Here is a 22,654-nt window from a genome sequence, read left to right as displayed (position 1 = left end):
TAATAAGAAGTATAATTGGCCGAAAAATAATCTAGGAAATAGAGTTATTATCTGGAAATTCACATAGAAGACAGACCAGTATTGGAGGGAAATAATGGAAAAGAAACCTAAGAAGAAAAATAATAATGCCAGTGGAAATTCGGCTGGTGCCTTTAGGCTTTGGGCCAGTGTTTTTGCGGCAATGTTTTTTGCCTGTTGTTTTTTAATGGCAGGTTTTAACGAGATAGTCCGGGCAAATCAGACCTATCTTATAGGGACAATTACGGTGGCAGTTTTGTCAGGGGCATTATTTGTAAATTCCATTCTTTTATATATGGATGCGAAAGCAAAAGAGAAACATGAAGATGAGGAAAATGCCTTAAAAGCCAGTAAGGCAAACTATCTGGCTACTAAACGTTCTTTTTCTGAGCTGGAAAAGAATTTTAATGAAATTTTAGATAAGAAATTTAGCGATAATTCAAATGATTCTTCTTCTGCTTCAGATAAGGCAGGTTCTTCTGACAAGGCTGTGGCAGAGATTTCTGACCGACTTAAAATTATTGGAAAAGTAATAATAAATAAAAATCATGAAAACTATGAAAAAATAAATTCAGAAATAGAAGTTTTAAAGGGTAGAATAAGTGAATACGATAAGGCTCTTCAGGATAAAATAGATGCTTTAGACAGACAGTACGGTCTTATTTCAGACAGAAATACCCAAAAGGTTGAGGATAGACAAAAGGATATCATAAATATGATGACCTTAGTCAGCAGTGAATTAAAACAATACAGCGAAAATGTTTCAAAACAGGTTTCAGGAATTAAAGACAAGGTTGACGAATTAGAAAAGAGTAATCTTAAAGATGCCAACAATATGCTTTTAAATAAACTTCTTGGAGGCAATAATCTTGAAAATGATTTTTCTGCTGATTCTGTATCTTTATCTCAAGAAGAAACTCTTTCTTCGGATGATAATTTTACATCCGGTGAAGAAGTGGATTTTTCTGCCATGGAAGAGGTTCCAACTTCGGAAAATGAAACCCTTGAGGAATTTGTACAGATGCCTTTAGAGGAAGAAAGCATGGAAATGCCATCTGATGATTTGCCGGTGGATTCTTCTACTGAGGAAATTGGGGGATTTGATTTTGGCGATGATGTATTAAATGCCGAAGTAGACCTTGAGGCAGCAGGAGATATTCCAGAAGAAGGTGAAATGGGAACTATTCTTGAAGATATGGACATGGTAGGGGCTGATATTTCAAATACGGAAGATATGGATATTGTAGGAGACAGCCTTTCAAATACAGAAGATGCAGATGTTGTATTTGGTGAAGACCCGATGCTTGAAGAGGATAGCTATCTGGATTCGGAAGAAGTGGATATCAGTGATTTGGGAATAGATGAAAGTCTTTTTGCTGATGAAGAGGAAGGGGATTTGGAAATTGATATGTCAAGTCATGGGGATATGGACTCGGCTTTATTAGAAGAGGGTGAAGACGGTGAAGTTTCAGTGGATTATGATGCGGCCTTTGATGAAGATAAAATTGACGAGCACATGATAGAAAACACTGTTAATTCAGAAGGACTGGAAGATTTGGAAGGTTTATTAGATGATTTACAGTCTATGACAGCCCAGGATAGTGATTTACCGGCAGCAGATGATGAAGGTGAACTACCGGATCTTCCAGAAATGACCATGGAAGATGCCCTGGCAGATATGCCTGACCTTCCTGAAATGACTATGGAGGATGCTCTGGCAGATTTAGATGCAGGAGCCTTAGATTTAAATCAGGGACTTGATGAGCTTTCTGGGGTAGATGGAGCAGATATGACCATGGAACAGTTTGATGAACAGCTTAGTGCTGAATTTCCATCCTTAGATATAGGAGAAGATGAGGTTTCCTTAAGTGCAGATGAGATTTTGGAAACCATAGAAAAAATAGAAACGCCATCCCCTGAGGTAAGCCAGGAGGAGGTAGCTGTAGATGTGGCAGAAACCATACCAAAAGAAGAACCGGCTGTGGCACCGCCACCTCCGCCTGCTGATCCAAATGCTAAAATGTCACCGGATGACATAGCAGCTCTGATTGCATCAATGTCAGGCTGATATGAAGTAAAGCGGACATTCTTAAATCCGCTTTGCCACTGCGTTCATATAAAGAGCTTTTATTCAAAAGATATTATTCCTTTGGATAAAAGCTCTTATTTACTAATTATCTTCTTCTTTTCCTTTTAATACTCTTAAGTAAAATCAATAATCCAAATATTATTACGGCAATTACAATTAATATATAAACAAATGGATTAAAAGCATTGCTTTTTATGTTATTTTTGAAGGTGTAGCTATTGTTTGAAACATTTGTTAAATTTAATTTCACCTTTGAAAGTTCCTTATTATCAAGGGAATAGGAAACATTAAACTCTCCATTTGATGAATCAACACTGCTTGCCAAGTCGCTTAAGGAAGTGTTTTTTGGAATTGCCATTTTTGCATCCTCATCTATGGAAAATAAATCCTCATTTTCATTTAAAAAGTTATTAGAAGAAAAGGCAGCGGCATTTGTGTTATCAATTCTCTTTTCTTCATCAGCTATATTAATGGATTTATAATTATTAAAACCGTAATTAAAAAGTGTGGCGGTATCAGGATAATGAGTCTGATTTCCGTACATGGAAACTGCAATAAGCTCTAAGCCATCTCTTTTTGCACAGGTAACAAGAGTATTTAATGCCTGGTTTGTAAAACCTGTTTTTCCCCCTTCAACACCTTCATATTCAAACCTGTTGTTTTTTAGCATCTTGTGGGTGTTGTTTAAAACACGAGCCTCCGGTGTAATATTAGTTGGAGGGATGGTGTAGGTTTTTGTTCCGATTATTATTCTAAAGGTATTATATTTTAAAAGATTTTTGGTAATAAGCGCCATATCATAGGCACAGGTATAATGATCATCATCATGAAGACCGTGGGGATTACAAAAATGTGAATTAAGGCAGCCTATCTGGGTGGCTTTTTCATTCATCATATTTGAAAAATCTGAAATATTTCCCCCGGCAACATGTTCTCCCACGGCATAGGATACTTCGTTTGCTGATGCAAGCAATATGCCGTAAAGGGAATTTTTTAAAGAAAGCTCCTCACCCTCTTTGATACCGATGTTTGCACTTCCAAATTCTATGGAATAAACAGCGTCATGGGAAAACTTAACTGTTTCATTAAGTTTACAGTTTTCAAGGGTTAAAAGCACAGTCATAAGCTTTGTTATACTAGCGGGAAAATGCTTGTCCTTGGAATTTTTTTCATAAAGAATGGTTCCCGTGGAGGCATCCATTACTATGCCGGCTTCTGATAAAAGCTGGGGTGCGGATATCTGATTTTTGGGGGAAGTACCTTCATAATTATCAATACAGGCTGATGAAAAATCTGCTTTTTCACCTTCTGCATGGGAAATTATCGGGGAAAATACTAATGAGGCCGCAGTAAGAGTGGTTAAAAATATTCCGGTAATTTTTTTTATTTTCATAACAAATGCCGGTGGAATAAAAAGCTTTATTAAATCTTCAATATAAAAATGTATCCTTTCCGGCTACTCCTTTCTTTTATTTAAAAATATGTGAAAAATCTATTGATTTTACTGATTTACAACTTCTTTATTATATTATAATATGTTTCACAGGTCAAAAATAACTTACAAACAACCATAAGGAGCGAAAAATGAGATTAAGAAATATACCGGGTTCGGAAGAAAAACTTTTTTTGGATGAACGCGTCATTAATGAACCGGATAAATTAAAGGGCAAATGGAAAGAATTTTTTGGAAATGACAATGAATTATTTGTAGAAATCGGAATGGGAAAGGGAAAGTTCATTATTGAAAATGCTATCAAATATCCCAAGATAAACTTTATTGGTGTGGAAAAATACTCCAGTGTGTTAATAAGAGCCTTAGAAAAACTTGACAAAGTGGAAAACCCTCCTTCAAACATCAGATTTATGAGATTTGAGGCAGAAAATATAAGAGATATTTTTGAAAATGGAGAAATAGAAAAAATCTATCTTAATTTTTCTGACCCCTGGCCAAAGGATCGTCATGCAAAAAGGCGTCTTACCGCAAGAGGATTTTTGGAGAAATATTATGATGTTTTAGATGGGAATGGAAAGATAGAATTTAAAACGGACAATACTTCTTTATATGAATTTTCCTTAGAAGAGGCCAAAGAAAGCAGCTTTGACATAGAAGCCTTTACCACAGACCTTCATAATGATGAAACTCTTAACAGGGATAATATAATGACAGAGTATGAGAAAAAATTTTCTGAAAAAGGAAATAATATATATAAAATAATATTAAAAAAATAGTTACATAAGGCAGTCTTTTTACAGGCTGTCTTTTTTATGTTCACTTCCTTAAATTATTTTTTAACAGTACATAAAATTTTTATATATAAAAAAGAAAATCTTCTTTTTAAATCCCATGTATCGCCCGATATCATATCTGTAGGAAAAGGGGAGGAAAAAGATTGTAATCAGGTGGGTTAATTCTTTGTGTATCAGTTAAAACACAGGGGGTATGGAGGTAAAGTTATGAAAAAAGAAGATATAAATAAAATGGCTGAATTTTTGGCTGTATATGCCAGTGGCTTGAAGGAAGACCAGGGGCTTGGTTTAAGTGCTTACAATAAAGAAGATGGCAGCTTAAAGTTAATTAAGGTAATCGAAGGAAAGAGGCTTAGATTACCTTTTTCGGAAGGTCAGGTGTTTCATCAGGGAGAAGAGGCGATTTTTAACGATGTTTTTGAAAATCACTTAATCGTAGAATTTGATAACTATGAAACAATGGACGGTTTAATTGCAAGTGGAAAAATAATTCCCATTTTAGATGATAAAGATGAACTAATGGGGACTTTATCGGTAGTGTATTCATCAGGTGATGATATCGGGGGTACAAAAACTGCTGTTAAGAATTTAGAAAGTAGTTTAAAAAAGACAGAAAAAGCCCTTGATAATATTGCAAAAGGGGCGTCAGATGTCTCTGATGCATTAAAAGACATGAAAAAGCTATCTGATTTATCCGTAGAACAGATTGAGGAAATTTCCAAACTTGTTGCAACTATTAGTGCAAATGCGTCAAAATCAAATATTCTTGCCTTAAATGCTTCCATAGAGGCAGCCAGAGCCGGTGAAGCCGGAAGAGGATTTAATGTAGTTGCTACTGAAATGGGTAATCTTGCAAAGGTAAGCGGTGAATCCTCCAAAAAAATCAAAGAGGCTATTGACGAGATGCTTTCCCTTACTGATAAATTAAGCGAAGAAATAACCAACTCAAATGAGGTTGCCGGAGCTCAGGTTGCCTCGGTTCAGGAAATCAATGCCATGATGAGCAATATTACAGAGTCCGCTGCATCTTTATCTAAATAAGGTTTGGCAGGTAGATTTGTCTGTTTTGAAAGAAAAATAAAAATAATTAAAAAAAAGCTTGCAAAGGTGCAGCCTGTGATGTATAATACATTTTGTTGTGAGCGCGAAAGCACTTTAATGTAGATGTGCGCCTTTAGCTCAGCTGGCAGAGCACCTGACTCTTAATCAGGGTGTCCAGGGTTCGAACCCCTGAAGGCGCATTTTAAATCTCAGCATCACTTATATTGCCATAGGCAATAGGGTTGATGCTTTTTTTGTATCTAAAAATCTTGCTACAATATACTATATACCTTCTTATATGCTCATATAAAAGTATCACATTAATAAAAAAAGAATTTTTTAATATATTATATATTATTTACATATTTTTCATAGAATGCTATAATTTTTTATAAAATTTAACGTATAAATCCTTTTTAAAATAATCGTCCGCTTCAAGGGAAAGGAGATTTGGGAAAAAATTGAAAGACAATTTTAAAAAGGCAAAAAATGAGTAAGGAGACAGGAATAATATGAAAAAGGGATGTAAAATTATAGCTCTATTTTTAATGTTGCTTTTTGCCTGGATTATACCAAAAGACAACATCTATGCAAAAACGACAGTGTCACTTAAAGTTAAGCCTATAGTAGAAGATAAAGTCTGGAATACTTCAATTCCAAAGAATCAGAATCCAAATCAGCAATCAGGAACCTATTATTATCCATGGGAAGGTGACGATTCCGCTAAAGTCATAGGACTTGAAATTGTCGGCCTTGACGAAGAAAAAAACAAAAAGAAAAAGGAACTGGTGGAAAAATATGGTGCAACACTATCCTGCGATTTTGAAAATGATGTTGCATCTTGTAGGGTTACAAATATGTATTACCTTGGTGAAGCCCCTGTTGAAATCACCTGGAATAAAGAACCGACTTTTAAAGTAGAAAAGGCAGAAGAGGCAGAAAAGGACAATGTTTCTTTTGTTGTTGTATTGGAAGATGCTACTTGTAATGTCATTGATAATGGTGCAGACAAAATAGATGAGTCCCAGTGGAATGCCTACTATGAAAAGGTAAAAGAAACCATTAATCTTATTTTAACCTATGTGGAAAAAACCGATGGATTTGAATCTCAGGAAAATCCTTGTTACACCGACCGCAATGTCTGGGCCGTGTTTACAGCTGCCAGATGTGGATACGTACCATATGGTGATCCAACCTGGTTTGACCGCTGGTTTAAAAATACCAAGGAATATCTTATTAAAAATAAAGACAGATACAATGGCGATGATTTAAAATCTACAGATGTTGCAAAACTCCTTTTGGCAATTGAGGCAATAGGATATGACCCAAGGGACATAGACGGAGTAGACCTATTAGAAACTGAAGGAAGAAGAAACGGTGGAAATACTTATACAGATGCATATGCAATTCATTCCATTAAAGCCGGAGGATATTCTACAAAGTCCTTTCCTGATGAAGAAATGGAAAAATGGGTTCACACCAAAGCAAATGCTCTAATAAAATACTCACCAACCAGTACAACTTTTAATAATGCCGATAACAGCATGGGTTATCAGCCTATGATTTACTGGTATGGTAAAGAGGGCTTTGAAGATGTTGGTGCAAGCGCTGCTTATGGTAATGAGAGATTTGCGGCTATTGCCCAGAGAGCAAACGGAGCTATCTGTACCAATAGCTACGAATGTGGTTGTCCTATGTATGGAAACAACGCCTGGAATGATGCTCAGGCCTTATTTATGGCAAGCGAATTTGATGTAAATGTTTTAAGACCTGAAAGCGGATATACAAAAAACGGAAATAATATATTAGATGCTATGTTTGCCCTGATTAATTATGAGGAAGGAACTGTTCCGGGATTTTATAATTATGATGTTCCTCAAATAGCCAGAGGCTTAGAGTCTTTCGTTCGTTGTTATGAAAGAGATGTATTAAAAAAGGATTCAGCACCATTTTGGATTTTTACAGATGTTGAAGTTCCTACAAAAGCTGTTAATGATGCAATTTTATCCTTAAATGGCAGCAGCACAGATGAGGATATTGCCAATGCCAGAGCAGCTTATGAAGCTTTAGATGAAACTCATAAAGAGATATTTAATCAAGAACACCTTGAAAGATTAGCATATTTTGAAAATGGCGGAAGGGATATTGAAGCCGCAAAAGAGTTAATTGATCAGATTCCTGCATATGATGAACTTAAAGCAGAAGATAAAGAACTTGTTGTAAGTGCCAGAGCGGCTTATGAAAAATTAAGCACTGATGATAGGACTTCTATTACTGCAGAACAATTAGATAAATTAGCAAAAGCTGAAATCAAAATTCCTGCATTAGAGGCAGAGGTAGCTATTTTAGATATAGCTAATGATTTCACGGCTGAAAATATCGAAAAAGCAAGACAGGCTTATGATACCCTTACAAAAGAACAACAGGATATAATTACAACAGCTTATGATAAATTAACATTTTATGAGGAAGCGATTAAAGTTGTTGAGCCTGTTATAGGAAAGATTAATGCATTAAATCCGTCAACACTAAAATTAACAGATAAATCAAAGGTTACAGCGGCAAGAAAAGCTTATGAAACTTTAAAAAGCGAATACAAAGAATTAGTTGCTCAAAAGTATCTGTTGAAACTTTCTCAGGCTGAGAAAAAAATCGCCAACCTTGAAAAGGAAAAGAAAAACCAGTTAAAGAAGGGTCAAAGCTTTACCTTAGGAAAAGGAAAGTATAAGATTACAAAAGTTTCCGGAAAGAGCGGAACGGTTACAATGACAGGAATTACCACTAAAAATCTGACAAAATATACAATTCCTGCCACAATAACCTATAAAAAATACACCTTCAAGGTAACCGCCCTGGGAGATAAAGTATTTAGCTCCTGTAAAAAACTGACAACACTTACTGTTGGAAAAAATGTTACTTCAATAGGAAAGATGGCATTTTATAATTGTAGCAAACTTAAAAAAATCACAATTAATGCCACAAACTTAAAGAAAGTCGGTGCAAAAGCCCTCAAAGGAATTTACAAAAAAGCAGTTATTAAAGTGCCAAAGAAGAAAGTTAGAGCCTATAAAAAACTCCTTAAAGGAAAAGGACAGGGAAAGAATGTAACTGTTAAGTAAAAAAGATTTACTTTGATTCTTTTATTCACATTTGCTAAAGTATGGTCAGGCAATGAAAAAAATATAATTAATTGGAAACAAACAAAGAAGCCAGGAGTTGTGTGATATGCTCCTGGTTTCTTTGATACTAATTTTACAATTCTTTATACAAATATTTGAGTTATTGTATAAAGTAATATGATACGATAAAATTATAGGAAGGAGGACGAAATTATGCCTGGATTTGCTACGCACTATTTGTTTGGAATTGATTCCTTAAAAAGAATGGAGAAAAACAAATTAAGGGATATTATCAACAAAAACAGGAGAGTTTATCAATTGGGGCTTCAGGGCCCGGACATATTTTTTTATTATCTTCCGTCATATCTTATGTATGAGGAAAATCCTGGATCATTGGTTCATCATAGCAATGCTTCCTTATATTTTAGAAATTGTATAAAAAATATAGACAAAGAAAGAAATACAAAGAAAAAAGAGATTGCTATAGCTTATCTTTGTGGGATTTTGGGACATTATACTCTGGATTTTACAACTCATCCCTATATATATTACATGACGGATTTTCATGAAAAAACCAGTGAATATTACGGGCGTCATATTGCCTTTGAGACAAAAATAAATGAATATCTTTTATACAAAAAAAGACATCTTATGGCTTCTCAGTTTTACAATGATTCAACTGTAAGAATTACAAAAAACGAGGCGGAGGTAGTGGCAAAAATTCTCTCAGCTACCTATAAAGACACCTTTGAAGGCTATAATATGAGCAAAAAAAATGTATTAAGTGCCTTAAATTATTTTCAAAAGTCCATAAGACTTTTAAGAGGTCCGGGAGGGAAAAAGCGAAAGCTTATCGGATTTTTTGAAAAACTGATTTTGGGAAATACATATTTTTCAAATATAATTGACTTAGATGAGCATGTTGAAGGGGAATTATATATGAATTTTAGTCACAAAATGTGGAAAAATCCTTGGGATAATTCCATTACTTCCAACAAGTCCTTTTTTGAACTGACAAAGGATGCCAAAAAAATCTATAAAGAAACATTGGACGCAGTAAATGACTATTTTACTCTGGATGATAATAAGAAAAAAAATTACAAAAAACTGATACAGCTTATAGGAAACAAATCCTATCACAGCGGACTTGATTGTGGGATACCAACTTAAGGAGAATAAATGAAATATTGTAATATTAATAAATGTCAATGGAATAATAATAACGGTACTTGTACATATTTTTCTTTCGACGATGATGACGAAGAAGATGATGATACAAGAGAATGTAAAAAGAAAAAGAACAGTGACGATGAAGAAAAAGAAGAATAATTTATACCAAAGCTTAAAAGAATATGGGGAAAGTGATGCCTATCCTTTTCATATGCCGGGGCATAAGAGAAATATGGATTTTGGTATAGACCCCGTAAGCATAGATATTACGGAGATAGAAGACTTTGATAATCTTCATGCACCCTGCGGGATTATAAAAGAAGAATTAATAAAAGCAAAAAATCTTTATGGCAGTGATGAAAGCTTTTTTATGGTAAATGGCAGCAGTGGCGGACTTTTGTCTGCCATTTCTTCTCAATGTAGGGAAAACGACACCATACTTATTGCCAGAAACTGTCATAAGGCGGTTTATAATGGGATTTTTTTAAATAAATTAAATGTAGAATATGTCTATCCAAAGGTAATAGAAGAATTTAATATCTTCGGGGGAATCTCAAAGGATGACATAAAGGAAAAAATGGAGAAAAATCCTTCCATAAAAGTTGTGGTAATTACTTCTCCCACCTATGAAGGAATTGTATCGGATGTTGAAACAATTGCAAAAACAGTTCATGAAAAAGAAGGGATTCTTATAGTAGATGAAGCCCACGGAGCCCATTTTAATTTTAGTGATTTTTTTCCTAAAAGCGCTCTTGACTTAGGCGCTGATATAGTGATTCAAAGCCTTCACAAAACCCTTCCTGCCTTTACCCAAAGTGGGATACTTCACATAAGAAAAGGAAATATTGATGTAGAAAGATTAAGAGAATATCTTGGTATTTTTCAATCTTCTTCTCCATCCTATATTTTAATGGCAGGAATTTCAAATTGCTTAGAACTATTAAGAAAAGAGGGAAAAAAGCTTTTTGAAATCTATGAAAATAATCTAAGGTTTTTCTATGAAAAAGAATCAGAGCTAAAAAAATTTCATTTGCTTAATAAGAAAGACTTGGATTTAAAAAAATATGATATATTTGACTTTGACAAATCCAAATTAAATATTTTTTCAGATAATTTTCTTACAGGAAAAGAGATGGGGGATATTTTAAGAAGGAAATATCATATTGAAATAGAAGCTTCCTTTAAAAATTATATAATAGCCATGACTTCAGTTATGGATAAAAAAGAAGGCTTTGACAGACTTTTAATGGCTCTTTTTGAAATGGAAAAAAATGAGTATTCTTCAAAAGAAAGCCTTTTTAACAAAGGATTTTCCTATCCTGAAAATGAAAAAGTATATGAAATCTACAAAGCAAAGGAAATGAAAAGTGATTGGACTTTTTTAGAAAATTCCACCGGAAAAATTTCTGGGGATTATGTATATCTTTATCCGCCGGGACTTCCTGTTTTGACACCCGGGGAAAGAATAAGCAAAAAAGTAATAGATGAAATAAGACTTTGTGAAAAAATCGGATTAAAAATAATAGGAATTAAAGAGGGAAAGATTTGTGTAGTTGCAGATAAAGAGGATAAAAGCTAATATGAATAAGATTTTTTGTATAATTGGAAAAAGTTCTTCCGGAAAAGACAGCGTGATGAATGAGCTTATTAAAGATGAAGAACTATCCGGTATAAAGAGTGTTATTACCTGTACCACCAGGCCAAAAAGAAAAAACGAAACCCAGGGGAAAGAGTATTATTTCCTTACAGAAGAAGAATATCAAAAATTAAAAAATGAAAACAAAATCATAGAAGAAAGAAATTATAATACTGTTCAGGGCTTATGGAGATATTTTCTGGCAGATACAAATCAGTTTGATTTTGAAAAAAACAGCTATATTATTGTTGAAACATTAGAAGGCTTTATGGCATTAAAAAAGGCTTTTGGTGTCGATAAAATATATGGAATATATATTTTTGTTGAAGATGATATCAGACTTTTAAGAGCAATTGAAAGGGAAAAAAAGCAGGAAAACCCTGATTATAAAGAATTATGTAGAAGATTTCTTGCTGATTGCGAGGATTTTTCAAAGGAAAAACTTAAAGAAGCGAAAATTAATGTGAAGATAGAAAATATTTCTTTACAGGATACTGTAAATGCAGTTAAAAGTGACATTTTAAAAATAATGTCTAAATAAGAAGTTTGTGTGTTATAATTAGATGATATTTATTAAAATGATGCGTAATTATCTTATGTGATATTAAATCTTTAATTATAGAGAGGGTTTTTATAATTATTGCTCAAAAAAGTTATTAAAATAATTTTGAGTTAAGGAGGGGTTCTTTGGAAATAAAAGTAAATCAGACAAATGAAATTACATCTGCACCTGAGACCTCAAAACCGGTGAACACAGGTGAGGGCTTTAAGTTTACGCTTATCGGAACCATAGAAGAGCAGGAGCTTGCTCAAAAGCTTAATTCGATGATTAATGACATTAATGAGCAGGGAAAATTTATCGCAAGGCACATGGATATTAGCGACATGCGTAAATATAGAAAGCTTATTAAGGATTTTTTAAATGAGATTGTAAGTCGGTCTCATAAGTTTTCCAGGGAAAATTTTCTTGACAGAAGAGGTCGTCACAGGGTTTATGGCATAATCAGGCTCATAGACGAAAATCTTGACGAACTGGCAAAAGAGCTTATGGCAGATGAAAAGGATCATATAGCTATTTTAGATAGAATCGGAGAGATAGAGGGCTTGCTGTTGGATATATTTACCTGAGAAAAAACAAAGCGGATTTGAATGCAGGTGGCACAAAGTGCCACTGCGTTCATGAGGAAGTAGCGAAGCGGATTCCGAATGTCCGCTTTACAATGTCCGCTTTAGACTAATATTTATATAGGATATAAGGAGCGATGCAAAGTGGCTGGGTTTAAAGATATATTTGGAAACGAAAAAATTATAGAAAGTTTAAAATATTCAATAAAAAACGGTAAGGTACATCAGGCCTATATCTTTGCCGGAGCATCCGGAATGGGAAAAAAGACCCTGGCAAAAGCATTTGCCAAGACACTTTTGTGTAAAGAAGGAAAAGAGGATGCCTGTGGAGAGTGCCGCTCCTGTCTTGAAGTGGAAAGTGACAATAATCCTGACCTTGTTTTTATCAGGCATGAAAAAACTGTCATTGGTGTGGATGATGTAAGACAGCAGCTTAATGACAGCATAAATATTAAGCCTTTTGATAATAAATATAAGGTATACATAATACCTCAGGCTGACAAACTTACAGTTCAGGCACAAAATGCAATATTAAAAACCATTGAAGAACCACCGGAATACGCAGTGGTGATTTTACTGGTGGAAAATGCTGATAATATGTTAGATACCATAAATTCAAGATGTGTTACGGTAAACCTTTGTCCTTTAAAGGATGAAATAATTAGACAATATCTTAAAGATAATTACGATTTAAGTGAAGAAGACCTTGCCATATATACTTCTTTTGCCCAGGGAAATCTTGGAAAAGCCATAAAATCTGCTGAATCTGAGGATTTTAGGGAAATTAAGACTCTGGCTATGGAGCTTGTCAAGAAGATTTCAAATTTTGAATATTATGAAGTAATAAATCTTGTGTATTATGTTGAAAAACACAAGGTTTCCATAAATGATTTCCTTGATTTATTAATGATTTGGTACAGGGATTTGTTGCTTTTTAAGGCAGTAAACGATGCCAACGGACTTATTTTAAAAAATGAGGTGGCTACCATAAGCGCTCAGGCAGGCGAATGTTCTTACAATGGTATACAGACCATTTTAGAGTCCATAGAAAAGGCAAAGCAAAGGCTTAATGCCAATGTAAATCTGGATTTGACCATAGAGCTTTTGTTTCTTACCATAAAGGAAGTATTTAGAAAAGGTTAAATAAGGGAGAAAATTAATGATAAATGTAATTGGTGTAAGATTTAGAAATGCAGGGAAGGTTTACTATTTTTCACCTGGAGAATTTGAGATACACTGCCATGACCATGTAATCGTAGAAACAGCAAGAGGTGTGGAATACGGACTTGTAGTTATTGAACCAAGAATGGTTCCGGATGAAAGAGTAATTGCACCTTTAAAACCGGTAATAAGAATTGCCACACCGGAAGACGACGAGAAAGAGATGGCAAATAAAGCCAAAGAAAAAACGGCTTACGGTATATGTCTTGAAAAAATTGCAAAGCATAAACTGGAAATGAAACTTATAGATGTGGAATATACCTTTGATAACAATAAGGTATTATTCTATTTTACTGCAGATGGAAGAATTGACTTTAGAGAACTTGTTAAGGATCTTGCCTCTGTATTTAAAACAAGAATCGAGCTTAGACAAATCGGTGTAAGGGATGAAACAAAGATTTTAGGCGGGATAGGCACCTGTGGAAGAGAGCTTTGCTGTCACAGCTATCTTTGTGAATTTTCACCGGTTTCCATAAAAATGGCAAAGGAGCAGAATCTTTCTCTTAATCCTTCTAAGATTTCCGGGGTTTGCGGAAGACTTATGTGTTGCCTTAACAATGAGGCTAAAACCTATGAATATCTTAATAAAAAACTTCCTTCAGTAGGTGATGTTGTAAAGATGCAGGATGGTATCACAGGAGAAGTTCATTCCGTTAATGTTTTAAGACAAAAAGTCAAAGTTATCATAGAATCCGGAGATACAAAAGAAATCAGGGAATATGAGGCATCCCAGTTGAAATTTGTTCCTAAAAAGCGTAAGGATAAAAATCAAAATCAAAATGATGTAGATGACAAGGAACTTAAGATGCTTGAAATGTTGGAGAAAAAGGAAGGAAAATCAAAGCTTAATGACGATTGATCTTAAAGAGAATGAGAGAATAGATGATCTTGAAAGAAACGGATACAAGATTATTCAGAATTCCCAGAAATTTTGTTTTGGTATGGATGCAGTTTTGCTTTCAGGTTTTGCAAAGGTAAAAAAAGGTGAGAAAGTGCTGGATCTTGGTACCGGAACAGGTATTATTCCTATTCTTTTAGAGGCGAAAAGCCAGGGAGAACATTTTACCGGCTTAGAACTTATGGAAGAAAGTGCAGATATGGCAAGACGAAGCGTTTTGCTTAACAATCTACAGGAAAAAGTAGACATTGTCACAGGAGATATTAAGGATGCTTCAAAAATCTTTGGAGCATCTTCTTTTGATGTAGTTACCTCAAATCCCCCTTACATGACAAAGGGACACGGACTTACAAATCCAAAGGATGCAAAGGCCATAGCAAGACATGAGATATATTGCGATTTGGAGGATGTTGTAAGAGAAGCTGCTAAGCTTTTAAAACCCGGTGGCAAATTTTTCATGGTTCACAGACCTTTTAGACTGGCAGAAATTATCACTTTAATGGTTCAGTATAAAGTAGAACCAAAAAGAATGAAGTTAGTTTATCCTTATATTGATAAAGAACCTAATATGGTACTAATAGAGGGAGCCAGAGGCGGAAAAAGCCGTATGACAGTGGAAAAACCCCTTATAGTCTACAAAAAGCCGGGGGTATACACAGATGAAATCTACGACATATACGGATATTAAGGAAAGGATTGGCATTTATGCAAGGAAAGTTATATTTATGTGCAACTCCCATTGGAAATTTACAGGATATGACCTTAAGAGCCATAGATACTTTAAGACAGGTGGATCTTATCGCTGCGGAGGATACCAGAAACAGCATTAAAATATTAAATCATTTTGAAATAAAAACCCCTATGACCAGCTATCACGAATACAATAAAATAGATAAGGCGTATTTTCTGGTGAAAGAAATGAAAGAGGGGAAAAATATAGCTCTAATTACAGATGCAGGTATGCCTGCCATTTCAGACCCGGGAGAAGACCTTGTAAGAATATGCCATGAAGAAGGGGTAGAAGTTACGGTGGTTCCGGGAGCAAGTGCAGTAGTCAGCGCCCTGGCTCTTTCCGGACTTCCTTCCAGAAGATTTTGTTTTGAAGGTTTTTTGCCCCATGATAAAAAAGAGCGAGAGGCCATATTAAAGGAGCTGGAAAATGAAAGCAGAAGCATTATTTTATACGAAGCGCCCCATCATTTAATTGACACCTTAAAACTTTTGAAAAACACACTGGGAGAAGGCAGGGAAATGGCTGTTTGTCGTGAAATAACAAAAAAATATGAAACGGTTTTAAGGGGAAGTATTTCAAATATTGAAGAACATTTTAAAATAAACCCTCCAAAAGGAGAGTTTGTATTGATAATTCAGGGTAAAAGCCGCAAGGAACTGGCTAAGGAAAGCCAGGAACAATGGCAGCAGTTATCCCTTAAAGAACATATGCAGATTTATCTTAATAAAAACCTCAGTAAAAAAGAGGCCATGAAAATGGTGGCCAAAGACAGAGGTATATCAAAAAGAGATGTTTACCAGGCCCTGCTATAAAGCGGGGCATCAATTTCATTTATTTCCTGAGATTTTATAATGTATCTGATAAGGTCAAAAATCTCAGGTTTCATTTTGTCTATGCTAACAGGTTCGCTGTATAAAATCGGACTGTAACAGGTAGAACTTACCAGTTCAATTATCATAAAAATCATAAGTTCCGGATTTTTAAATTTCTTGCCGGACTGTTTAAGCATATCTTCGTAAACTGTATAGAAATTTAAGTCCTCTTCATCATTAGGAGAAGAAAGAACAGCCTTAAAAATCCCCCAGCTTAAGTTTTTTGAAATGAAATTTAATAAAGCTTTGTTATTGGTAAATTCGTCTATAATAAAATCTGAAATAAAAATAATCTTATCTTCAAAGGATACGATACCCTTTTTTAACATATTATGTGATGCTTTAAGAAAGAGCTGTGTGGCCTTATGGGAAATTAATTTGTTTCTAATGTCATATTTATCAGAAAAATACAAATAGAAAGTTCCCTTGGCAACACCGGCGTTTGTCACAATCTCTGAGATAGAAGTTTTATTTATTCCCTTGGTGGTAAATAAATCAAAAGCTGTATTTAAGAGCGATTCTTTTTTAATTTTTTTGTTGATTTCTAATTTTCCCATTATATATACCTCTAAATAAATCAATTACCAGCTGTCTTAATTATATTAAGGCTTAAAAACTTTTGTCAAGAAAAATATTGACCGATAGTCATTTTCGTGTTATAACTATTAACACAAGAAAAAATGACTTATGGTCATTATTGAAAAAATATATCAATTAATATTAGTAAAAAAGAGGTGTTACAATTGAAAAACGGTTTGGGAAAATTTGTAGTAAAACACAGAATCCTTATTCTGGTAATTGCAGCTTTGCTGTTAATTCCCGCAGCGTTTGGTTACATTCATACCAGGGTTAATTATGATATTCTTTCATATTTACCTAAGGATATTGAGACCATGAAGGGTCAGGACATCATGGTAGAAGAATTTGGAAAAGGTGCCTTTTCAATGTGTGTTGTTGAAGGTATGAATACCAAAGATGTAGAAGAATTAAAGGGAGAAATCGAAAAAGTCGATCATGTTGCCAAAGTTATCTGGTATACAAATTTCGTAGATGCTTCCGTACCAAAGGAACTTCTTCCAGATGAACTTTATGAGGCATTCAACAATGGGGACTGTACATTAATGGCCATAATGTATGATGATACAACATCAGCAGACGGAACCATGGATGCTCTTACTCAGATAAGAAAAATCGCTGATAAAAAATGTTTTATAAGCGGTATGACAGGAATAGTACTTGATACCAAAAACCTTTGCGAAAAGGAAATGATAATGTATGTAGTGATTGCAGTTATCTGCTCACTTATTGTTCTTTCCCTTATGCTGGATTCCTTTTTAATACCGTTTATTTTAATGATAAGCATAGGCCTTGGAATTATCTACAACATGGGAAGTAATATATTCCTTGGAGAAATTTCCTATATTACAAAGGCTTTGGCCGCAGTATTACAGCTTGGTGTTACTACTGACTACACCATATTTTTGTGGCATAGCTACAAAGAAGAACAGGAAAAATGCAATGATAAATTAGAGGCAATGGAAATAGCCATTGGAAATACATTTTCATCAGTAATATCAAGTTCCATCACCACGGTGGCAGGATTTGTAGCTCTTTGCTTTATGAGTTTTACCTTAGGTGTTGACCTTGGTATCGTAATGGCTAAGGGAGTTGTATTGGGAGTAATCAGTTGTGTAACTATTCTTCCGGCTCTTATCATTACTTTTGATAAACAAATCGAAAAAACCATGCATAAGCCTCTTGTTCCGGATTTGGGATTTTTGGCAAAGCCTATTTTAAAATATAAGCCGTTATTTATAGCAATATTTTTAATACTTTTAGTTCCGGCATTCTGGGGACAAAAAAATGCAAAGGTTTATTATAACTTAGACCAGACACTTCCTGAAACTTTAGATTGTCGTATTGCCAATAAAAAACTTCAGGATACCTTTAATATGACTGAGACCAGTATGATTCTTGTAGATGCGGATTTAAACGCCGGGGACATGAATAACATGGTTAAGGAGATAAAAAATCTTGATGGAATAAAAAATGTAATCGGTCTTAATTTATTAACGGGAAACGGAGTACCTGAGGCACTTATACCGGAGGATATAATATCCGAGCTTAAGACAAAAGATTATCAGATAATGCTTGTAAGTTCACAGTATGAACTTGCTACTGATGAGATAAATAAGCAATGTGACGATATTTCAGCCATTATAAAAAGCTATGATAAAAACGCAATGTTAGTTGGTGAAGCACCTTGTACAAAGGATCTTGTAGAAATAACTGATAAGGACTTTGCTTCAGTAAATGTTGCTTCAATAGGTGCAATTTTTGTAATAATTGCATTAGTATTTAAGTCAATTTCATTACCGGTGCTTTTGGTATCAGTTATTGAATTTGCCATTTTCGTAAATATGGGAATTCCATACTACACCGGACTGACCCTTCCTTTCGTAGCTTCAATAGTTATCGGAACCATACAGTTAGGTGCAACAGTTGACTATGCTATATTGCTTACCACAAGATACAAGCGTGAGCGTTACGAAGGAAAGGATAAAAAAGAGGCTGTTTACATAGCTGTTTCAACTTCAATCCAATCAGTAATAACAAGCGGACTTAGCTTTTTTGCTGCAACCTTTGGAGTTGGTTTTTATTCAAGTATTTCAATGATTGGAGTTCTTTGCTCACTTATGGCAAGAGGTGCTCTTATCAGTACAACAACAGTATTACTTGTACTTCCGGCAGTACTTACTATATTTGACAAGGTAATTTGTAAAACAACAATCGGTTTTTTGCCTAAAAATGCGAAATAAATATATGTTATGAATGGAGGACAAAGAAATGAACGGAAACAGAAAAATAGTTAGACCCCTTGCTTTAGCATTAGCCTTATCCATGGCAACCGGCTCTGTGGCTTATTGCAATTTAACAGCAGGTAATCATACATTAGTAGTAAAAGCAGAATCTAATAATTCATCAATTTCAAAAACTACAGAAGAATTAAAGGATGCTTTAGTTAAAAATTTAAATGATTCATCTTCAAATCTTGCAGGAAAATCAGAAACCGTATATGGATTTTTAGATGCCAACGGAAACACAAAGAGCATTACAGTAACGGATATTCTGCATAATAAAGATGGAAAAGATATTATTACAGATGCCACAGACCTTAAGGATATTTTAAATATTAAAGGTGATGAAAAATATAAAGAAGGTACAAACAATGTAATAACCTGGGAAGCAGACGGAAATGATATAACCTATCAGGGAACTTCTACAAAGGATCTTCCTATTGAAGAAAAAATTACCTATCTCTTAGATGGAAAAGAAATATCTGCTGATGACCTTGCAGGAAAAAGCGGAAAAGTAACCATTAGATTTAATTACAAAAACAATTCAAAACAAGTTGTAAAAGAAAACGGAAAAGAATATACAGTTTACACACCTTTTGCAGTAGTAAGCGGCTTTGCTTTGGGAGATAATTTCTCAAATATCGAAGTTAAAAACGGTCGTATTGAAAATGTTGGAGAAAACTCCGTAGTATTTGGAATTACCCTTCCGGGATTTAAGGATTCTCTTAAAGAGGGAAATAAGGAAATTGCTGATGACCTTGAAATTCCTGAATATTTTGAAGTAACAGCTGATGTTAAGGATTTTAGCCTTGATATGACTCTTACAGTAGTAACCACATCAGTCTTTGATGGAATAAATCTTGATAACATAAGTTCATTTTCAGGCTTACAGGATGCTGTAAACAAACTTACAGATGCAACAAACAAACTTGTAGAGGGTACTACACAGTTAAAAGATGGAAGCATCACTCTTAAAAACGGTGTTAAGGCATATACTGACGGGGTATCACAGGTAGCAAATGGAACAAATACCCTTAAAAACTCTCTTCCAACTCTTTCAAACGGAGTATCCGCTTTGGCAAATGGTTCTAAAACCATAGCAGGAAAATTCACAGATGAAAGTGGAATTTTATCCGGAAGTGCAGCTTTGGCAAACGGAGTAAATAAGCTTGATACAGAACTTAATAAGGGGCTTACAGACTCTGATAAAGAAAAAGCAAAATCAGCAATAGATACAAAATTTGGAAGTACATCTGATTCAAACAGCTATTACAATCAGATAAAAAATCAGGCTTCCTCACAGATTAAATCAGGTATTAAAAATAAAAAGGTATATAGCCAGTTAAGTTCAGGAATAGGTCAGGTAGTAGATGGAGCAATTGATGCTACAGCTTCAGCAGCAGCTACAAATGCAGCAGATGCAGCAGCTAAAAATGCATCCTCAAATACAATTACACAAATAGAAAATAATATTTATCCAAGTATTGCAAAAACCGCTTTGCAGGCAGGTATCGAAAACGGCTTAGACAGTGGTCTTGAAAACGGTATAAACAACGGATTTAAATCAGGAGTAGCAGCAGGATTTACACAGGGTGCCAAAGCTGCTATAGACCAGACAGAATCAGTAGTTACAAGCTCTGTTTCTACAGAGGCAGACACGGTAAAAAGTGTTATTGAGCAGCAAAAAGCAGCACTGGGCCTTACTGATGAGCAGGTAAATGCTTTATACCAGGCCATTGATTCTACAAAAACAAGTGTAGCACAAGGAGTAGCAAATCAGGCATCTTCAAATTTGACTTCATCATTATTGGCAGATGAAGCCGTTAATGGTGCTACAACAAAGATAGTAAGCGGTGCAAAAGATACATTAAATGCCAGCATTGCACAGGCAAAAGAAACAGCAAAATCCCAGATAAGTGATGAAACCCTTACAGCCGGTTCAACAAAAGTAGTAGAAGGTGTAAAAGCATCTGAAACATATAAAGCCGGAATAAGTAAAATAGAAAGTGGTGTTAATCAGGCAGTATCTTCAGCAGTTTCCGAAAAAGTTACATCAGCAGTTACAAGTGCTGTTAAAGGTAATGAAAAAATCACAAACGGTAAAGATACAGCTGCTAAAAAGATTGCTGACAGCTTAGGAGACAAGGTTGCAGATTCAGCAGGTTCTGCTATGGCAGATTCTGTAAAAACAGCGGCATTAAGCGGAGCAGAATCAGGAATTGAAAGCACAAAAACTACTCTTGCTTCAACTATTGAAAATGCAGGATTAGTAAATGGAACAACTGCTTTAAATAATGGACTTACAAAACTTTACAATGAAGGAATCAATCCGTTAAATACAGGATTAAATACCTTAAATTCAAGCGTTCCGACTCTTAGCGAGGGAGTTACAAAACTTTCAGATGGGGCAGCTACTCTTAATTCTAAAAGCCAGGAATTAAATGAGGGAGTTACAAAACTTTCAGATGGGGCAGCTGAACTTTCAGAGGGAATGATTAAATTTAACAACGAAGGAGTTAAAAAGATTACCGATAGTTTTGACGGTGATTTTAATGATGTATTTGATAATGTTAAAGCCATCATTAAGGCAGGTCAGAATTATCAAAGCTTCACTCAGATTAATGCTGATACCAAAGGCTCAGTTAAATTTATTTTAAAAACAGATGCCATAAAAGCAAAAAATAACGAAGAGTAAAAAAAATCAATTGTAAATACACCCATAAAAAATCCGCAGTAATTTGTTTTTAATTACTGCGGATTAATTTTTGTGAATTTTTAGAAAGAAGCCTTATGGGATGTAATTGATGCTTCCCCAAAAGAAACATTTTCACCCTTGTCTGTAAAACTTATTTCTACGCTATGAATTAAATTGCCGTCTTTAGGCATAAAAAGCATAGCCTGCTTTGCCATATTGTATAAATCCTGATTATACTCCGAAAGCAACCTTTCCTCCTGGGAGGATACCTCGTCCCCATCCATGATTTTTGTCGCCAAATCAAGCATACGGTGGTTGTAATCGCCGTTACTTCCTAAAGTTTCTGCCTGTTTTTTCAACGCCCTTATATTATGACACAAAGCAGCACCGATGGTTTCTTGTTCCATCTGGTTTTTAGCATAATCCGCTGCATTTTGTAATTTGTCCTTTACCTCATCGGAAAGTTGAATCTGTTTTCCGTTTGCATCAATATAACCTTTGTTAATCGCACTGTAGACATAGGCGGTATTTTTGAAACGAATGTTATATTGCTGGTCATTTTTTGTAATGAGTATTCCCTTACATGTATATCTTATTCCCTCGGATACCTTGGAAAAATCATCGTTTTCCGAAGGAAGATTATTAGGAGAAACTGTTTTTTTGGCTTGCTTATCAGTCGATTTAAATAAATTTTGTAAACTATTTGTAAATCCCGAAATTTTCATTAAAAAAATCTCCTTAATATATTGAATATAAACACGTACGATTCCATTATCGGCAGATACCTTTTAAAAATTAAGACTAGTGTGATGTAAAAGTATATTAAATTTAAATTATATGGATGAAAAAATAGATTTTATTATAGATAAATAACCAAAGTTTAGTTAATTGATAATAATAAAGTAAAGCGGACATTCTTAAATCCGCTTCGC

At 34.6% G+C, this 22,654-nt stretch carries 18 protein-coding genes and 1 tRNA gene; 16 read left to right on the top strand and 3 right to left on the bottom strand.

From position 1 onward, the window contains the following. The first annotated feature begins 94 nt into the window (after positions 1 to 94). Entirely contained in the window at positions 95 to 2,086 is a 1,992-nt protein-coding gene (locus BM153_RS03060; RefSeq protein ID WP_092870638.1) for a hypothetical protein, read from the top strand. A 106-nt stretch (positions 2,087 to 2,192) separates the two neighbouring features. Here BM153_RS03060 and BM153_RS03055 read toward each other — a convergent pair whose 3' ends face one another. Continuing rightward, positions 2,193 to 3,500, bottom strand: a complete 1,308-nt coding sequence (locus BM153_RS03055) for a D-alanyl-D-alanine carboxypeptidase family protein (RefSeq protein WP_092870636.1) — start codon at positions 3,498 to 3,500, stop codon at positions 2,193 to 2,195. Positions 3,501 to 3,691: 191 nt separating this feature from the next. Here BM153_RS03055 and trmB point away from each other — a divergent pair, with 191 nt between their 5' ends. The 13 genes from trmB (at position 3,692) to rsmI (ending at position 16,109) form a co-directional block, all read left to right on the top strand. Further along, complete coding sequence (gene trmB, locus BM153_RS03050; RefSeq protein WP_092870634.1) at positions 3,692 to 4,336, top strand: tRNA (guanosine(46)-N7)-methyltransferase TrmB; 645 nt, start codon at positions 3,692 to 3,694, stop codon at positions 4,334 to 4,336. Positions 4,337 to 4,561: 225 nt separating this feature from the next. After that, positions 4,562 to 5,395 (top strand): methyl-accepting chemotaxis protein, encoded by an 834-nt coding sequence (locus BM153_RS03045; protein WP_092870632.1) that lies wholly within the window; start codon positions 4,562 to 4,564, stop codon positions 5,393 to 5,395. 127 nt (positions 5,396 to 5,522) lie between these two features. After that, positions 5,523 to 5,595 (top strand) — tRNA-Lys (locus tag BM153_RS03040). Between the two features lie 312 nt (positions 5,596 to 5,907). After that, positions 5,908 to 8,514, top strand: coding sequence for a leucine-rich repeat protein (locus BM153_RS13900; RefSeq protein ID WP_242949057.1), 2,607 nt, complete (start codon positions 5,908 to 5,910; stop codon positions 8,512 to 8,514). 213 nt (positions 8,515 to 8,727) lie between these two features. Then, the gene (locus BM153_RS03030) at positions 8,728 to 9,684 is read left to right on the top strand and encodes a zinc dependent phospholipase C family protein (protein WP_092870630.1); all 957 of its coding nucleotides are present in this window, start codon (positions 8,728 to 8,730) and stop codon (positions 9,682 to 9,684) included. Between the two features lie 9 nt (positions 9,685 to 9,693). Beyond that, positions 9,694 to 9,843, top strand: a complete 150-nt coding sequence (locus BM153_RS13600) for a hypothetical protein (RefSeq protein ID WP_177205547.1) — start codon at positions 9,694 to 9,696, stop codon at positions 9,841 to 9,843. Next, positions 9,824 to 11,263, top strand: a complete 1,440-nt coding sequence (locus tag BM153_RS03025; RefSeq protein ID WP_177205546.1) for an aminotransferase class I/II-fold pyridoxal phosphate-dependent enzyme — start codon at positions 9,824 to 9,826, stop codon at positions 11,261 to 11,263. Before BM153_RS13600 ends, BM153_RS03025 begins: the two co-directional genes overlap by 20 nt. Before the next feature lies 1 nt (position 11,264). Further along, positions 11,265 to 11,861 (top strand): nucleoside/nucleotide kinase family protein, encoded by a 597-nt coding sequence (locus BM153_RS03020; protein ID WP_092870626.1) that lies wholly within the window; start codon positions 11,265 to 11,267, stop codon positions 11,859 to 11,861. Positions 11,862 to 12,007: 146 nt separating this feature from the next. Continuing rightward, complete coding sequence (locus BM153_RS03015; protein ID WP_092870624.1) at positions 12,008 to 12,448, top strand: YaaR family protein; 441 nt, start codon at positions 12,008 to 12,010, stop codon at positions 12,446 to 12,448. Between the two features lie 141 nt (positions 12,449 to 12,589). Further along, positions 12,590 to 13,588 carry a DNA polymerase III subunit delta' gene (holB, locus tag BM153_RS03010; protein WP_092870622.1) on the top strand — a complete coding sequence of 333 codons (999 nt, stop codon included), beginning with the start codon at positions 12,590 to 12,592 and terminating at the stop codon, positions 13,586 to 13,588. Between the two features lie 16 nt (positions 13,589 to 13,604). Next, a complete protein-coding gene (locus BM153_RS03005) occupies positions 13,605 to 14,525 on the top strand; it encodes a PSP1 domain-containing protein (protein WP_092870620.1) in 921 nt (306 codons plus the stop codon). Further along, complete coding sequence (locus BM153_RS03000; protein ID WP_092870618.1) at positions 14,515 to 15,252, top strand: tRNA1(Val) (adenine(37)-N6)-methyltransferase; 738 nt, start codon at positions 14,515 to 14,517, stop codon at positions 15,250 to 15,252. Before BM153_RS03005 ends, BM153_RS03000 begins: the two co-directional genes overlap by 11 nt. 17 nt (positions 15,253 to 15,269) lie before the next feature. Then, positions 15,270 to 16,109 (top strand): 16S rRNA (cytidine(1402)-2'-O)-methyltransferase, encoded by an 840-nt coding sequence (gene rsmI, locus BM153_RS02995; protein WP_092870616.1) that lies wholly within the window; start codon positions 15,270 to 15,272, stop codon positions 16,107 to 16,109. On the opposite strand, the gene BM153_RS02990 is transcribed toward rsmI, so the two are convergent. Then, the gene (locus BM153_RS02990) at positions 16,091 to 16,726 is read right to left on the bottom strand and encodes a TetR/AcrR family transcriptional regulator (RefSeq protein ID WP_092870614.1); all 636 of its coding nucleotides are present in this window, start codon (positions 16,724 to 16,726) and stop codon (positions 16,091 to 16,093) included. The two genes, rsmI and BM153_RS02990, sit on opposite strands and share 19 nt — an antisense overlap. A gap of 186 nt (positions 16,727 to 16,912) precedes the next feature. Between BM153_RS02990 and BM153_RS02985 the strand changes: the two genes are divergently transcribed. Both BM153_RS02985 and BM153_RS02980 read left to right on the top strand, forming a co-directional pair. Further along, a complete protein-coding gene (locus BM153_RS02985) occupies positions 16,913 to 18,988 on the top strand; it encodes an efflux RND transporter permease subunit (RefSeq protein WP_330391995.1) in 2,076 nt (691 codons plus the stop codon). A gap of 28 nt (positions 18,989 to 19,016) precedes the next feature. Next, positions 19,017 to 21,722 (top strand): hypothetical protein, encoded by a 2,706-nt coding sequence (locus BM153_RS02980; protein WP_177205545.1) that lies wholly within the window; start codon positions 19,017 to 19,019, stop codon positions 21,720 to 21,722. Positions 21,723 to 21,802: 80 nt separating this feature from the next. On the opposite strand, the gene BM153_RS02975 is transcribed toward BM153_RS02980, so the two are convergent. Continuing rightward, the gene (locus BM153_RS02975) at positions 21,803 to 22,447 is read right to left on the bottom strand and encodes a hypothetical protein (RefSeq protein WP_092870608.1); all 645 of its coding nucleotides are present in this window, start codon (positions 22,445 to 22,447) and stop codon (positions 21,803 to 21,805) included. Positions 22,448 to 22,654: the final 207 nt, after the last annotated feature.

Origin of the sequence: Acetitomaculum ruminis DSM 5522, assembly GCF_900112085.1 — a bacterium.
Classification (GTDB): domain Bacteria; phylum Bacillota; class Clostridia; order Lachnospirales; family Lachnospiraceae; genus Acetitomaculum; species Acetitomaculum ruminis.
The sequence above is the reverse complement of the archived record's forward strand: the minus strand, read 5'-3'. Positions and strand labels throughout refer to the sequence as shown.